Genomic DNA, 14,106 nt, shown 5'->3' on the forward strand with positions numbered 1-14,106 from the left:
CGTGGAACGGTTAATCAATTTTGACCCTCAATGGATCAACGATGTGGTGATCACGGGAATCAATATCTTTATCCTGTTCTTTGCGATGTCCTATCTTTTATTCAATCCGGCCAGGGACTACCTGGAGAAGAGGAGAAAGAAGATCGCCGGCGACCTGGAGACGGCAAAGTCCAGCCGGGAAAGCGCTCTGGCGCTTCAGGCTGAGTATGAGGAAAAGCTCCGGTCCATTGACAAGGAGGCGGAGGCCATCCTGGACGAGGCCCGGAAAAAGGCAAAGAAGCAGGAGGCCGAGATCCTGGAGGAGGCCAGGGCGGAAGCCGGCCGGATCCTGGAACGGGCCAGCCGGGAGATCGACCTGGAGAAGAAGAAGGCCCTGGAGGATGTGAAGACAGAGATCGTATCCATCGCATCCCTGATGGCCGGAAAAGCCGTGGCAGCGTCCATGGATGTGAAGATCCAGGATTCCCTGATCCAGGAGACTTTAAAGGAAATGGGTGAGAGCACATGGCAAAGCTAGTGTCAAAGGTTTACGGAGACGCGCTGTTTGAAGAGGCCATGGAAAAGGACGTTCTGTCCCAGTGGTACGAGGAGATCTGTGCCCTGCGGACCATTTTCCTGGAAAATCCGGATCTGGCGCAGTTTCTGAACCATCCGCAGATCGTAAAGGAAGAAAAGAAGAAGGTGGTGGAGGCCATTTTCTCCGGAAAGCTTTCCGAGGGTCTGCTGGGGTTCCTTGTGACTGTCATTGAAAAAGGCCGTCAGAATGACATGATCCCCATCTGTGATCATTTTACAGACCGGGTAAAGGCATATAAAAAGATCGGCGTGGTGAACGTCACCAGCGCCTTACCGCTGTCCGAGGACCAGAAAAAGCGTGTGGAGGAGCGGCTTTTGGAAACCACAGGCTTTGTAAGTCTGGAAATGGAATACGCTGTGGACGAGTCCCTTCTTGGGGGGCTGGTGATCCGCATCGGCGACCGGGTGGTGGACAGCAGCATCAAAACCAGGCTGGAGGAGATCCGCAGGGATCTTATGAAATTACAGCTGGCTTAGGATGCAAGCGGCAGGCTGCAGAAGCGGCAGGCTGCAGACCGTAAATAGAAAGAAGGTGCAGACCTCAAATGAATTTAAGACCAGAAGAGATCAGCTCGGTCATTAAAGAGCAGATTGAAAGATATTCGACAAAACTGGAAGTTTCTGACGTGGGAACGGTCATTCAGGTGGCAGACGGAATCGCACGTATCCATGGTCTTGAAAACGCCATGCAGGGAGAGCTTCTGGAGTTCCCGGGAGAGATCTACGGCATGGTGCTGAACCTGGAGGAGGACAACGTGGGTGCGGTTCTCCTGGGCGATACTTCCAGCATCAGCGAGGGCGACACAGTAAAGACCACGGGACGCGTGGTGGAGGTTCCGGTGGGCGACGCCATGTCCGGACGTGTCGTGAATGCCCTGGGGCAGCCCATCGACGGCAAGGGCCCGATCCATACGGACCGGTACCGCAGGATCGAGCGTGTTGCCCACGGCGTGATCGAGAGAAAATCGGTGGATACCCCCCTTCAGACCGGAATCAAGGCCATCGACGCCATGATCCCCATTGGACGGGGCCAGCGTGAGCTGATCATCGGCGACCGTCAGACCGGTAAGACGGCCATCGCCATCGACACCATCATCAACCAGAAGGGAACCGGCGTTCGCTGCATTTATGTAGCCATCGGCCAGAAGGCCTCCACAGTGGCCTCCATCGTAAAGACCCTGGAGGAGTTCGGCGCCATGGATTACACCACCCTGGTGGTTTCCACAGCCTCGGATCTGGCTCCCTTACAGTATATTGCCCCCTATGCGGGCTGCGCCATCGGCGAGGAGTGGATGGAGAACGGAGAGGATGTGCTGGTGGTCTACGACGACCTCAGTAAGCATGCGGCCGCTTACCGTACCCTGTCCCTGCTTTTAAAGAGACCGCCGGGACGTGAGGCGTATCCGGGAGACGTTTTCTACCTGCATTCCAGACTTTTGGAGAGAGCGTCCAAGCTGTCCGACGACCTGGGAGGCGGTTCCTTAACGGCCCTTCCCATCATTGAGACCCAGGCGGGCGACGTTTCCGCCTATATCCCCACCAACGTGATCTCCATTACCGACGGCCAGATCTATCTGGAAACGGAGATGTTCAACTCCGGCTTCCGTCCGGCCATCAACGCCGGTCTTTCCGTGTCCCGTGTAGGCGGCGCGGCTCAGATCAAGGCCATTAAAAAGATCGCGGCTCCCATCCGTGTGGAGCTGGCCCAGTACAGGGAGTTAGCTTCCTTTGCCCAGTTCGGATCCGAGCTGGACGCCAGCACAAAAGAGCAGCTTGCCCAGGGCGAGAGGATCCGCGAGGTATTAAAGCAGCCCCAGTACCAGCCCATGCCGGTGGAATACCAGGTCATCATCATCTACGCGGCCACGAAGAAATATCTTCTGGATATTCCCACCAGCGAGGTCCTGGCGTTTGAAAAGGAGCTGTTCCAGTATATCGACACAAAATATCCGGAGATCCCGAAGAGCATCCGGGAAACGAAGGAAATGAAGCCGGAGACCGAAGAGCTTCTTAAAAAAGCCATTGAAGAGTGCAAGGCAGCAAGATAAGGCAGGTGACAGAGCATGGCAACCATGAGAGACATTAAACGCAGGAAATCCAGTATCGAGAGTACGGAGCAGATCACCAAAGCCATGAAACTTGTCGCCACCGTCAAGCTCCAGAAGTCCAGGACCCGGGCGGAGAATTCCAGGCTGTATTTCAATATGATGTACAGCACGATCCAGGAAATGCTCTTAAAATCCCAGGGGATCAGTCACAGATATTTAAAACCGGGAACGTCCCCCAAAAAGGCGGTGGTGGTCATCACCTCCAACCGGGGACTGGCGGGCGGCTACAATGCCAACGTGGTGCGCCTGGTGACCGGCAGCGGCCTGAAGCCGGAGGATGTGAGGATCTTTGCCGTGGGACGGAAGGGACGGGACGCGCTGGCCAGAAAGGGCTATGAGATCGCGGCGGATCATTCCGATGTGATCAACGAGCCTCTGTATTCCGACGCCATGGAGATCACAAGGGAGCTGCTGTCTCTTTTTGAAAAACAGGAGATCGGCGAGATCTATCTGGCTTATACGTCCTTTAAGAATACGGTGAGCCAGATCCCGCGGTTCATGAAGCTTCTTCCGGTGGATCCGGAGGCGGCGGAGCTTAAGGGCGGCGCAGAGGGAGAGGGCCTAAAGCCGGACCTCCTTCTTATGAATTATGAGCCCGACGAGACGGAGGTGCTGGACGCGATCATTCCCAAATACGTCAGCAGCCTGATCTACGGCGCATTTTTAGAGGCGGTGGCCAGTGAGAACGGGGCCCGTATGACGGCCATGGATTCGGCCACCAACAACGCCGAGGAGATGATCGAGAAGCTGTCCCTGCAGTATAACCGTGCAAGACAGGGCTCCATTACCCAGGAGCTGACGGAGATCATCGCCGGAGCGAATGCGATCGAAGGGTAAAATTAAAATCAAAACAAGGAGAAAGAGGATGGCAGAGAAAAGCATTGGTAAGATCACTCAGGTCATCAGTGCCGTTCTGGATATTAAGTTTCCCCAGGGCGGACTTCCTGAGATCAATGACGCCATTGAGATCACCAGGAAGGACGGGGGCACGCTTGTGGTGGAGGTTGCCCAGCATCTTGGTGACGATACGGTAAGATGTATCGCTCTGGGTCCCACAGACGGCCTTGTCCGCGGTATGGAAGCCGTGGCCACCGGAGGACCGATCATGGTCCCTGTGGGAGAGAATACGCTGGGACGTATTTTCAACGTACTGGGCGAGCCCATCGACAATAAAGAGAAGCCGCAGACAGAAAAGAAGCTTCCGATCCACAGAAAGGCCCCCAGCTTTGAGGACCAGTCCACGGAGACGGAGATCTTAGAGACCGGCATCAAGGTCGTGGATCTGTTATGCCCCTACCAGAAGGGCGGAAAGATCGGTCTGTTCGGCGGCGCAGGCGTTGGAAAGACAGTTCTGATCCAGGAACTGATCCGGAACATCGCCACGGAGCACGGCGGCTATTCTGTATTTACCGGAGTAGGCGAGCGCACCCGTGAAGGAAACGACCTGTATTATGAGATGCAGGAGTCCGGCGTTATCAATAAGACCACCATGGTATTCGGACAGATGAACGAGCCGCCGGGAGCGCGTATGCGTGTGGGCCTCACAGGCCTTACCATGGCGGAGTATTTCCGTGACGAAGGCGGAAAGGACGTACTTTTATTCATTGACAATATTTTCCGTTTCAGCCAGGCAGGCTCCGAGGTGTCCGCGCTGTTGGGCCGTATGCCGTCAGCCGTTGGATACCAGCCGACCTTACAGACGGAGATGGGCGCGCTCCAGGAGCGGATCACGTCCACAAAGAGCGGCTCCATCACCTCCGTACAGGCGGTTTACGTTCCGGCCGACGACTTAACGGACCCGGCTCCGGCCAATACCTTCACCCACCTGGATGCAACGACTGTTTTAAGCCGTTCCATCGTGGAGCTGGGTATTTATCCGGCAGTGGATCCCTTAGAGTCCACCTCCCGTATCCTGGACCCGCGTATCGTGGGCGAGGAGCATTACCGGGTGGCCCGGGGCGTACAGGAGGTGCTCCAGAGATATAAGGAGCTCCAGGATATCATCGCCATGCTGGGTATGGACGAGCTTTCCGAGGAGGATAAGCTGACCGTATCCAGAGCGAGAAAGATCCAGAGATTCCTGTCCCAGCCGTTCTTCGTCGCAGGACAGTTCACCGGCCTGGAGGGCCGTTATGTGCCGCTTTCCGAGACCATCCAGGGCTTTAAGGAGATCCTGGAAGGAAAGCACGATGATATTCCGGAGAACCTGTTCCTGAACGCAGGAAATATGGATGACGTTCTTGCCCGCGTGAAATAGGGGGTGGGAACATGGCGGAAACGATGAAGCTTCAGGTGATCACGCCTGATAAGGAGTTCTTCCACGGGGATGTGTCCATGGTGGAGCTGAATACCGCAGACGGCGAGCTGGGCGTTTACCCCCAGCATATCCCGCTGACCACAGCGGCGGCGCCGGGCGTTTTAAAGATCCATCAGGACGGCCAGGTGAAAAAGGCGGCGCTCCTTTCCGGATTCCTTCAGATCCTTCCGGAGAAGATGACCATCTTAGCCGAGGTCTGTGAATGGCCGGAGGAGATCGACGGGGCCAGGGCCAATGAAGCCAGGATCCGCGCCGAGAGGCGGCTCACGGAGCACAGCCCGGAAACGGATATCGCCAGGGCCGAGGCGGCGCTTCAGCGTGCGCTGGTGCGGCTTTCACTGGTGGAGGAGCACTAAGAATACGTTCTCCTATCCTGGCCAGGGCGCATTAATCTTTTTGTAAGACGAAATGCGCCGCTGGCGGGAAGCGGATGAGCAGATTGTAAAAATAGCCTGGAGAGACGGCAAATTGGAAACAAAGGCCGTTTTTCCAGGCTTTTTTGTGCATTGGACGGGGAGATTGCGTTGTGGAGGCAGATGCAAAATCAAACATCCGATAAATCTGTTTATATCAGGCACCAGATTCTCTTGAGTTTTCTTGCATCCTGTAAGTATTATAGCCATTTTTCATAGCTTTTTCAAGGGCGCGGCAGGCGAATCTGCTGAAATAAGTGCCGTTTATACTGTAAAATCCATATGTGCTGTATGGCTCTTGACATAAACAGATTTATGTCCTTCAGTGCCGTACTCCCCTGGTTCTTGCTCCCCAAATATATAAGGAGGAATGCAATATGAGAAAGTGCAAGCGGATCGTGTCGGCGATGCTGGCGGTCTCTATGGTAATGGGCATGACGGCCTTCCCGGCACTGGCGGAACCCTTGGGAATCCAGGGCGAGAGCCGTGTGGAAACCGGAATTACGGTGGTGTCCAATACCTATACCTATGGCAACGCTGCAGTAACCTCGTACTATGCCAATGGAAATCCAGTGACCGTAGAAGAGTACGAAGGCAGCACCTATGTCCATCTGGACAGCCATCCGGCCTATGATAATACCTGGGTCAAGGTGGAAGGAAAGGGTAAGGACAAGTATACTGCCATCGTCGGCGGCGGGATAGAAGGAAATCTGCCGTCCACCCAGATTACGATGAAAAGCGGAGCTGTCACATATTTGATCGGCTCTTCCAGCGGAGAGAAAGCAGCGGGAAAGACGTATGATGTGGAGGATGCCCGGATCACCGTGGAGGGCGGCAGTGTAGATATCATTTATGCCAACCGTTCGATATCCAGCGGAAACGGCACGTTCTCCAAGGCCAGTGAACAGCATATCGGAACGGGAACAGTCACCGTTAAAAATAATGCTGTTGTTGGAAATGTTTTCGGGTGCTTTGGCTATACATCCATAGATGATCTGACCATCAATATTGAAGGTAATGCGACCGTAAGGGAATCGGTTATGCCTGGCGCAACGAACGGCACTCTTGCCAAGGGAACGCTGAATGTAAACGGCCCGGGCGTGACCATTGGAGAGGTGGCCGGATGCCAGCGTACTCTGATCGAAAGCCTGGATATGAATTTCATTGAGGGCGAGGTCAAGGGCGTGATTTCTGCTGGCTCCCAGTATAACCAGACGGAAGCGGAGGGAATTTCCCAATGGGGATTTGGCGATATCAACTACGGAATCGTAAAAGATGCGGATCTCTATCTGGGAGAAAACTTTAAGTATCGCGCTGTTTTCGGCGGGTTCCAGTCGATCCAGGAGCATGTAAAAGAATTTTACAGCCGGTTTGCTGGTTCAACAGAAAACCAGAAAGACATCCTTGCTTCTTACGGATTTAAGGAAGACGGAAATCTGGATACGGTCATCCGTATCACGGCAGCATCGAAGGGTACGCCCAGCGAAGATGGAAAATATCCGTACTATACGGCGAATAGGACCGGCGTTCAGTATAAAGGCGTTGTTCCGGATCTTCTTGCGGAACCGGTTCCCGGCGTGACGGTAACCTCCGCACCGGCTTCTGTAACAGCGGATACGGAAAATGTAAAGCTGGAAGTGAATGGGGAGAAGGAGGTCGGGGCAGAAGTAAAACTCCTGGTTCCCATGGCTTCTCCGTCCAATGCCATCCAGTGGGAGAGTGATAATGAATCTGTGGTTTCGGTGGAAGCCTCCAGTGAGGACGGGACCCGGGCGGTTCTGACTGGCAATGACATTGGTGCGGCGGCTGTGACCGCTTCCTATACGGAAACCATCAATGGAAAAGAATATACCGTATCAGATACGGTCCATGTGAGTGTTGGCGGAGATTTCCTTGTGACTGCAGCTCCTGAGACGGCAAAGATCGGCGATATCATTTCCTTTACCGCTTCGGCAAAGAAGGCGGCGAAAACGTCTGGAATGGTTACCGCCACAGCCAGCGACGCAGCATACACATGGACGATCGACGACGGCTCTGTGGCTGAGATCGAGACCTCTGAGCCGAGGAAAATGACGGCAAAAGCTGTGGGCGCAGGAAATGCCACAGCATCGGTCCGGTTTGAGGACGAGGCTTCTGACAACCGCGCAGAGGGCAGCACGTCCTTTACCGTAGAAGCGCCGGAGGTTTCTCTGGCAGTGCCGGAAACGGTGACTCTTGGCCAGACCTTCCAGGCAGAGACAAAGGTTTCCAACTATACTGGAAAGGATCCAGAAGGTTTGGGAATTATTGTACATACGGATTTTGATGCAGAGACTATGGTATCCACCGGAAATGTGGACGAGTATGTGGCCATCGATGTACCGGCAGCGGACGCAGAAGGCCAGATCTATGCCGTTCTTTCCTATCCGGCGGCCAATGGAGAAACAAAAGAAACAACACTATCCAGAAAGATTGCTGTAACAATTCCCCAGGTGGAAACGGAAACGGTTTATCTGGATACGAAGGATAAGAAGGAAGCTAATATTGATCTTCCAGTTTTTGTAAGGAACGTATTAAAACATGGCGGCTCTGTGGAAGTGAAAGAGGAAGACGGAGCGGTCGTAAAGGCAGAAATGGACGAAGCAGCGGCTAAGATCCAGCTGTCTGCGGCAGATAGCGGAAATACAGTAGTCCGCGTGGCCCTTCCCAGCGGAACGGTCCTGGCCTCGTATCCGGTCATCGTCTTTGACGCTTCTGAGGAAGCCAGAGCAGAGGACGGAGGCGCCAGTGTTGATGTGAGCGAACTGACCGTGGAGACACCGAAGCTTCCTAAAGAGGTTTCCGGTGTTGTTTCCGAAGAACAGTTTGCACAGAAGGTGGAGGAGGCTGACCAGTCTGTGATGGATCTGGATAAAAACCAGGCGGTTGTGGGCAATAAGAATGCAGTTCATGATCTGGCTGCGGCAGTAAAGGGCAATGGTCTGCTGGAAGAGGGCGAGCATGCCCGGATCTCTCTGTCACAGACACCCAAGAGCATATCCTATGAAACGATCGTGGAAAAGGATGCGGCCGGAAATGTGACAGGCGTGAAGGTGCTTCCCAAGACCATGGTATTCGAGGTGAACGCCAGCAAAGTCCTTCTGGACGAGAATGGCCAGGTGATCTCTGGAACCCAGGAAGAACTGGATCTTTCTTCCGATAAGCTGGCGAGACGGCTTTCCTTTAGGTTCCGGCTTCCGGTACCGTCTTTGGTGGAGGACCAGTATGCCAATGTGGAGCATGAAGGAGAAAGCATCGGCTAGTATACGATCGAGAACGAAAATGGATATAAGTTCATCACGATCAGCACCTGGCATTTAAGCGAGTTTAAGCTGACGTTTACCAACGAAAAGGAAAAAATATCCTCTGGCGGCAGTTCTGGTTCCTCCTATGGCCGCGGCCGGTGGTATCTGGAGGACAAGGCAGCGAATAAGACTGGCGAGTGGGTGAAGAATGACACTGGCTGGTGGTTCCGTTATAATGATGGAACGTGGCCGGCTTCCAGATGGGCGGAGCTAGTATGGAACGGCGCTTCCAGCTGGTACTATTTCAACGCCGACGGCTATATGGAGACAGGGTGGCTGAACGAAGGCGGACATTGGTATTATCTGCATCCGTATTCCGATGGAACCCAGGGCTATATGTATACCGGATGGCATGAGATCGGCGGCAAGTGGTATTTCTTCAATACCGTAAGCGGCGGTCCGTTGGGATCCATGGCAGCTGGGACAACAACTACGGATGGATATACAGTGGGCGCAGATGGCGCATGGATCAGGTAAAGGAGATCCTTTGGAAACCAGAACATGAGAATGGGATGGAAGAATGGAGATGCGGAGAAATCTGCATCTCCGTTTTTTATATCACCAGGAAAGTTCGCCCTATGATATAAAAAATGCTCCGCTAAATAAAAAGCAAGACATATATTTACAAGAAAATCGAAATAAAATATATTATAGATAGATAAAGAAAAAGCGAAAAAGAAAGCAATTCAGTCAGGAAGGAGTGGATCTGAATGAAAAAAGAATATCACCATGAAACTTTCTGGACCAGGTTTTTGACAGCCGCGTTAGTCGTGTACCTGCTCCGGGTGCTCTTGATAGCCGGGGAGGGAAAAGGAGAGCCGGAGGTATCCGTAGGAAGATTTTCAGTGGATGCTGCGTTTTCAGAAACAAAGGAATTTCTTCCGCCCTCGTATCTGGAGGCGGCCAGAGATCCGGAATTTAAAGAGTCGTTGATCTGTCTGGGATACCAGGAGCCGGGAGCGCAGACCGGGACATACAGGTACTGGTTCCAGTATGCCGGTGAGAGAGCGCCGGAGGTCATTTATGTGAAGCGGCCGCCGGTATACGTTCTCCGGGAAATGGAGCCGGTTTCCGCAGAGCTTTCAGATGAACTTCCGGTGCAGATGGAATATGGAGACGGCACAGGCTGGTTTGACGTGACAGAGGTATCCTGTGTCCAGTCCGGGGAAGGCGCTTATGAGATCCGGATCAAGGCCCATATGCTGCGGGATGCGTACCCGGGGACGGTGACACTGGCTCTTGGAGATGCAGTCCTGGCGCGGAAGCCGGAGAGCTCTGAGGATGAGCGGTACGCGGCGGCCCTGTTCGGCCGGGACCATGGGTATTCCTCGGACACGTTTGTATTTGTGTATGAGATGAAGAACGGGAGTACCTATGAAACAGTAACAGAACGGCTGAGAACGGCAGTGCTGTCTGCCGGGAATCCCTATGAGAAGCAGGAAGAGGCAGAATTGGAGATGGAGGTACAGGGAGGCATCCAGGTCCATCTGGTCCCGGCGGCGTAGAGGCGCTGTGTGCCAGCAGGGGATTTTCCAGCTCACGCTTCTGGAGCTGCTCTGGTGAGGAAACGCAGTCATATCTGCCGGATCATCTGACGTTTGGCAGTACGGGAAGTAATGAGCTGGCTGAACTATGCATAAAAAGTGTCCGGGATTTTTTGAGCAAAAATCCCTCAAAACAGGAAAATTTGGGTACCAGATGCAAAAAAAATCCCCAGTGCCCAAAAACAGGAGAAATTTTGGGTACTGGAGAAAAAAGTCCTGGATCCTGCCCAAACGGGCCGGGCCCAGATGGAATTTCAATGTCGGCAGACCCGGGCGAAATACTGGAAACGCCCCCATCCTGGCGGCCGCCGACAGGCGCGTTTCCGGCTTACTGATCGTTGGTCAGCTTCAGCTTATCAAACACGTAGAATACCAGGCTAAGGATCATTCCGGTGACGCAGGCCAGCACCATACCGGTGAGCTGGACGTTTCCAAAGTTCACCTTAATGCCGGAGAGTCCGGTGACGAAGATCACGGCAGTCAGGGCCTGGTTCCGGTTTTTGCCGTAGTCCACCTGGGAATCCACCAGGATCCGCAGGCCGGAGGTGCCGATCATTCCATAAAGCAGGAAGGAGATCCCGCCGATGACCGGGCCGGGGATGGTCTGGATCAGGGCCGACAGCTTTCCGATGAAGGAGCAGATGATGGAAAATACGGCCGCGCCGGCGATGACCTGGACGCTGTATACCTTGGTGACGGCCATAACGCCGATGTTCTCCCCATAGGTGGTGGTGGGAACGGAGCCGATGAGACCGGACAGCATGGTGGAGAAATTATCTCCGAACAGACTGCGGTGGAGTCCCGGTTCCTTTAGGAGATCGCGGTTTACGATCTTGCTGGTGACCACCTGGTGCCCGATGTGCTCGGAGGTGATGACCAGGATCACCGGAAGGATGATCAGGATGGCCTGGAGATCAAACTTTGGAGCAGAAAAGTTTGGCAGGGCAAAGATCGGAGCGGTCATGACAGCGGAAAAGTCCAGGATCCCGGTAATGGCCGCAGCCACGTATCCGGCGATCACGGCGATCAGGATCGGGATCACAGAGAGGAAGCCGCGGAACAGGACGGAGCCGAATACGGCAAAGCCCAGGGTCACGAAAAATACGATGGCATTCCGGGGATCGATGACTTCATCCAGAAGGCCGGCGTTGCTGGCGGCGCTGCCGGAGAGCTCCAGACCGATGAGAGCCACCACAGGGCCCATGGCGGCGGGAGGAAGGACGATGTCGATCCATTTATACCCCACTTTATAAATGATGAACGCCAGGATACAGCCCACAAAGCCCACAGCCACGAAGCCGCCCAGGGCGTATTCATAGCCCCAGTTGGCAATGACGATGCCGGCAGGAGCCAGAAAGGCGAAGCTGGAGCCCAGATAGGCCGGAGCCTTTCCCTTGGTGACCAGAATGAAAAGCAGAGTGCCCAGCCCGTTCATGAAAAGAACGACGGCCGGGTTGATCCCGAACAGGAAGGGGACCAGCACTGACGCGCCGAACATGGCGAACATGTGCTGGATGCTTAAGGGGATCAGAAGCCGGAAGGGGACCTTGTCCTCCACCTGGATGATCGTGTGGTTTTCCATACGAAACCTCCTAAATATAATTTTTGAGAAAATCATGAAATTTCGTGTTTCATTTTAGCATAAGAAGGCGTTTTGTCAAATAGAAAAATCAGAGGAACAGAAGGAACTGCTGCCGGATACTGTAAAAAATCTCACAGCCAGGTTGACAAAATGGCAGGACCCCTATGATAATAGCTATATAATTAGAAAAAGGATGTTCCGGGACCGGCAGAGGGAGCAGTGTTCTGCCGGATCTCCGCGAAAAGGGAACTGGACAATGGCCGCTCTGAGAATGAACGGCGGTGAAGAAAAGGAGGAGAAGGTAATGGAATTTACGGGAAAACAGATCCAGGAGGCCAGGGAACGGATCGCTCCGTTTGTGGATGAGACTCCGCTTCTGAGGCTTAAGGCACTGGATGCATACCTGGGCTGCCAGGTATATGTCAAGGCAGAGTGTATGCAGAAGACCGGGGCATTTAAGCTCCGGGGGGCCATGAACCGGATCCTGACGCTGACAGATGAGGAGCTTTCTCGAGGGATCGTGGCGGCATCTTCGGGGAACCACGGACGGGCCATCGCTTATGGTGCCAGAATGAAGGGGGCCAGGGCGGTGATCGTAATGCCGCGGACGGCTCCGGAGGCAAAGAAAAAAGCTATTATGGAGCTGGGGGCCGAGGTGGTGCTCTGCGAAGCACCGGAGCGGTTCGAGGTGGCGGAGCGGATCTGTATGGAGAGGGGCAGCACCATGATCCCGCCCTATGACGATTACGATGTGATGGCAGGCCAGGGGACTCTGGGCCTGGAACTGATGGAACAGTGTCCGGAGCTTTCCACAGTCATCGTCCCGGCCAGCGGCGGCGGACTCATCGGCGGCGTTTCTGCGGCGGTGAAATCCGTGTCGGATCATACAAAGGTATACGGGGCGGAGCCGTCGGCCCTTCCGCGGTACACGGAGAGCCTGAAGGCCGGGGAACCGGTGCTGGTGCCCATGAAGAAGTCCCTGGCTGATGCCCTGGTGTCCCAGCGGCCGGGCCTTAAAAATTTCCCGGTGGTGAAGGCGTATGTGGACGGCTTCGCATCGGTGGATGATCCGTTCATGCTGAAGGGTATGGAGCTGCTCCTGATGGAGGGGAAGGTCCTGGCGGAGCCGTCGGCCTGTATCGGGATCGGCGCCGTTTTAGAGGGGCGGATCCCGGTGGGAAAAGAGGATAAGGTCTGTTTTGTGATCTCGGGCGGAAATCTGGGATTTGAACAGCTGGAGATCCTAAAGGACGCAGCCCAGTTCGCTTAACATCTGAAGATCCGCAGCCGTGGAGATGCCGGAGGTGGTCAGCATATCGCCGGAGATGGCGGCATTGGCGCCGGAAAGGAAACAGCTCCGCCCTTTGTCGGGAAGGAGGCCCCGTCCTCCAGCCAGGCGGATGAAGGCATCTGGAAGAAGGAAGCGGAATACGGCCACGATCCGGCGCATCTGGTCTCCGGTCAGCGGGGCCAGGTGTCCCAAGGGCGTCCCGGGAATGGGGTTCAGCATGTTGACGGGAACTGAGCGGATCCCCAGCTCCCGCAGCGAGAGCGCCATGTCCACCTGGTCCTCTGGGGTCTCGCCCATGCCCACGATCCCGCCGCTGCACACTGTAAGCCCGGCGGCCTGGGCGGCTTTTATGGCGGCCAGCTTCTGGTCAAAGGTGTGGGTGGTGCACACATTGGGGAAATTGCTCCGGGAGGTCTCCAGATTGTTGTGGATCCGGGTGACACCTGCTTCCTTCAGCTTTTCATACTGAGACTGGTCCAGGAGACCGAAGGAGGCGCAGACCAGACAGCCGGTTTCTTTCCGGATCCTCTGGATGGCCAGGCACATCCGGTCCACCTCCCTATCGTTTAACTGCCTGCCGGAGGTCACGATAGAAAAGCGGGGAACACCCTGTCTGTGATTCCTTCCAGCTTCCTGGACAATGGTATCAGCATCCAGCAGAGGATATTCCTCTGCGCTGGAAGAAGAATAGGCGGATTGGGCGCAGAACCGGCAGTTTTCCGGGCAGCGGCCGCTCTTCCCGTTGATGATGGTACAGAGGTCGAAGCGGTTCTGGCAGAAATGGAGCTGGATCTGGCGGGCGGCGGAGCAGAGTTCCTCCAGGGGAGCCTCATAAAGGGCCAGGGCTTCCTCCCGGGAGATCATGCCGCCGTTTAAGATCCGTGTTTTCAGTTCCTGGATCATGGTCATAGGTTCAGTCATGGGTGCCTCCTAAAGTAAACTAAAAATTTTA

General features: G+C 54.7%; 12 protein-coding genes. 10 read left to right on the forward strand and 2 right to left on the reverse strand.

What is annotated here, in order from left to right:
- Position 1 precedes the first annotated feature (1 nt).
- From atpF to ACI6NM_RS12065, 9 genes are all read left to right on the forward strand, one after another.
- On the forward strand, positions 2–517 hold the full coding sequence (gene atpF / locus ACI6NM_RS12025) for a F0F1 ATP synthase subunit B (RefSeq protein ID WP_262427299.1): 516 nt from the start codon (positions 2–4) through the stop codon (positions 515–517).
- Positions 505–1,053 (forward strand): ATP synthase F1 subunit delta, encoded by a 549-nt coding sequence (gene atpH / locus ACI6NM_RS12030; protein ID WP_262427300.1) that lies wholly within the window; start codon positions 505–507, stop codon positions 1,051–1,053. Before atpF ends, atpH begins: the two co-directional genes overlap by 13 nt.
- A 68-nt stretch (positions 1,054–1,121) precedes the next feature.
- Positions 1,122–2,624 carry a F0F1 ATP synthase subunit alpha gene (atpA, locus tag ACI6NM_RS12035; RefSeq protein WP_262427301.1) on the forward strand — a complete coding sequence of 501 codons (1,503 nt, stop codon included), beginning with the start codon at positions 1,122–1,124 and terminating at the stop codon, positions 2,622–2,624.
- Between the two features lie 15 nt (positions 2,625–2,639).
- The gene (atpG, locus tag ACI6NM_RS12040) at positions 2,640–3,521 is read left to right on the forward strand and encodes an ATP synthase F1 subunit gamma (protein WP_262427302.1); all 882 of its coding nucleotides are present in this window, start codon (positions 2,640–2,642) and stop codon (positions 3,519–3,521) included.
- Between the two features lie 28 nt (positions 3,522–3,549).
- Positions 3,550–4,941 (forward strand): F0F1 ATP synthase subunit beta, encoded by a 1,392-nt coding sequence (gene atpD, locus ACI6NM_RS12045; protein WP_262427303.1) that lies wholly within the window; start codon positions 3,550–3,552, stop codon positions 4,939–4,941.
- 11 nt (positions 4,942–4,952) lie between these two features.
- Positions 4,953–5,357: an ATP synthase F1 subunit epsilon gene (gene atpC, locus ACI6NM_RS12050; RefSeq protein ID WP_262427304.1), complete on the forward strand. Its 405-nt coding sequence runs from the start codon at positions 4,953–4,955 to the stop codon at positions 5,355–5,357.
- A 434-nt stretch (positions 5,358–5,791) separates the two neighbouring features.
- Positions 5,792–8,695 (forward strand): hypothetical protein, encoded by a 2,904-nt coding sequence (locus tag ACI6NM_RS12055; protein ID WP_262427305.1) that lies wholly within the window; start codon positions 5,792–5,794, stop codon positions 8,693–8,695.
- 183 nt (positions 8,696–8,878) lie between these two features.
- Positions 8,879–9,214: a hypothetical protein gene (locus ACI6NM_RS12060; RefSeq protein WP_262427306.1), complete on the forward strand. Its 336-nt coding sequence runs from the start codon at positions 8,879–8,881 to the stop codon at positions 9,212–9,214.
- A gap of 233 nt (positions 9,215–9,447) precedes the next feature.
- Positions 9,448–10,242, forward strand: a complete 795-nt coding sequence (locus ACI6NM_RS12065; RefSeq protein ID WP_262427307.1) for a hypothetical protein — start codon at positions 9,448–9,450, stop codon at positions 10,240–10,242.
- A 367-nt stretch (positions 10,243–10,609) separates the two neighbouring features.
- On the opposite strand, the gene uraA is transcribed toward ACI6NM_RS12065, so the two are convergent.
- The gene (gene uraA, locus ACI6NM_RS12070) at positions 10,610–11,863 is read right to left on the reverse strand and encodes a uracil permease (RefSeq protein ID WP_262427308.1); all 1,254 of its coding nucleotides are present in this window, start codon (positions 11,861–11,863) and stop codon (positions 10,610–10,612) included.
- Positions 11,864–12,119: 256 nt separating this feature from the next.
- Between uraA and ACI6NM_RS12075 the strand changes: the two genes are divergently transcribed.
- Positions 12,120–13,133, forward strand: a complete 1,014-nt coding sequence (locus ACI6NM_RS12075; protein ID WP_262427309.1) for a threonine ammonia-lyase — start codon at positions 12,120–12,122, stop codon at positions 13,131–13,133.
- Here the strand turns inward: ACI6NM_RS12075 and bioB are convergent.
- Positions 13,107–14,063: a biotin synthase BioB gene (bioB, locus tag ACI6NM_RS12080; RefSeq protein ID WP_215654842.1), complete on the reverse strand. Its 957-nt coding sequence runs from the start codon at positions 14,061–14,063 to the stop codon at positions 13,107–13,109. The genes ACI6NM_RS12075 and bioB overlap by 27 nt on opposite strands.
- Positions 14,064–14,106: the final 43 nt, after the last annotated feature.

The sequence above is a fragment of the Pilosibacter sp. YYHA0881 genome, assembly GCF_051602715.1.
In the GTDB taxonomy this organism is placed as follows: domain Bacteria; phylum Bacillota; class Clostridia; order Lachnospirales; family Lachnospiraceae; genus Alitiscatomonas; species Alitiscatomonas aceti.

Bases quoted from the DNA above. Each gene is read 5' to 3' on its own strand.
- ACI6NM_RS12065 (WP_262427307.1), top strand. From the start codon at position 9,448: ATGAAAAAAGAATATCACCATGAAACTTTCTGGACCAGGTTTTTGACA.
- atpA (WP_262427301.1), top strand. From the start codon at position 1,122: ATGAATTTAAGACCAGAAGAGATCAGCTCGGTCATTAAAGAGCAGATT.
- atpG (WP_262427302.1), top strand. From the start codon at position 2,640: ATGGCAACCATGAGAGACATTAAACGCAGGAAATCCAGTATCGAGAGT.
- ACI6NM_RS12055 (WP_262427305.1), top strand. From the start codon at position 5,792: ATGAGAAAGTGCAAGCGGATCGTGTCGGCGATGCTGGCGGTCTCTATG.
- uraA (WP_262427308.1), bottom strand. From the start codon at position 11,863: ATGGAAAACCACACGATCATCCAGGTGGAGGACAAGGTCCCCTTCCGG.
- bioB (WP_215654842.1), bottom strand. From the start codon at position 14,063: ATGACCATGATCCAGGAACTGAAAACACGGATCTTAAACGGCGGCATG.
- ACI6NM_RS12075 (WP_262427309.1), top strand. From the start codon at position 12,120: ATGGCCGCTCTGAGAATGAACGGCGGTGAAGAAAAGGAGGAGAAGGTA.
- atpH (WP_262427300.1), top strand. From the start codon at position 505: ATGGCAAAGCTAGTGTCAAAGGTTTACGGAGACGCGCTGTTTGAAGAG.
- atpC (WP_262427304.1), top strand. From the start codon at position 4,953: ATGGCGGAAACGATGAAGCTTCAGGTGATCACGCCTGATAAGGAGTTC.
- atpD (WP_262427303.1), top strand. From the start codon at position 3,550: ATGGCAGAGAAAAGCATTGGTAAGATCACTCAGGTCATCAGTGCCGTT.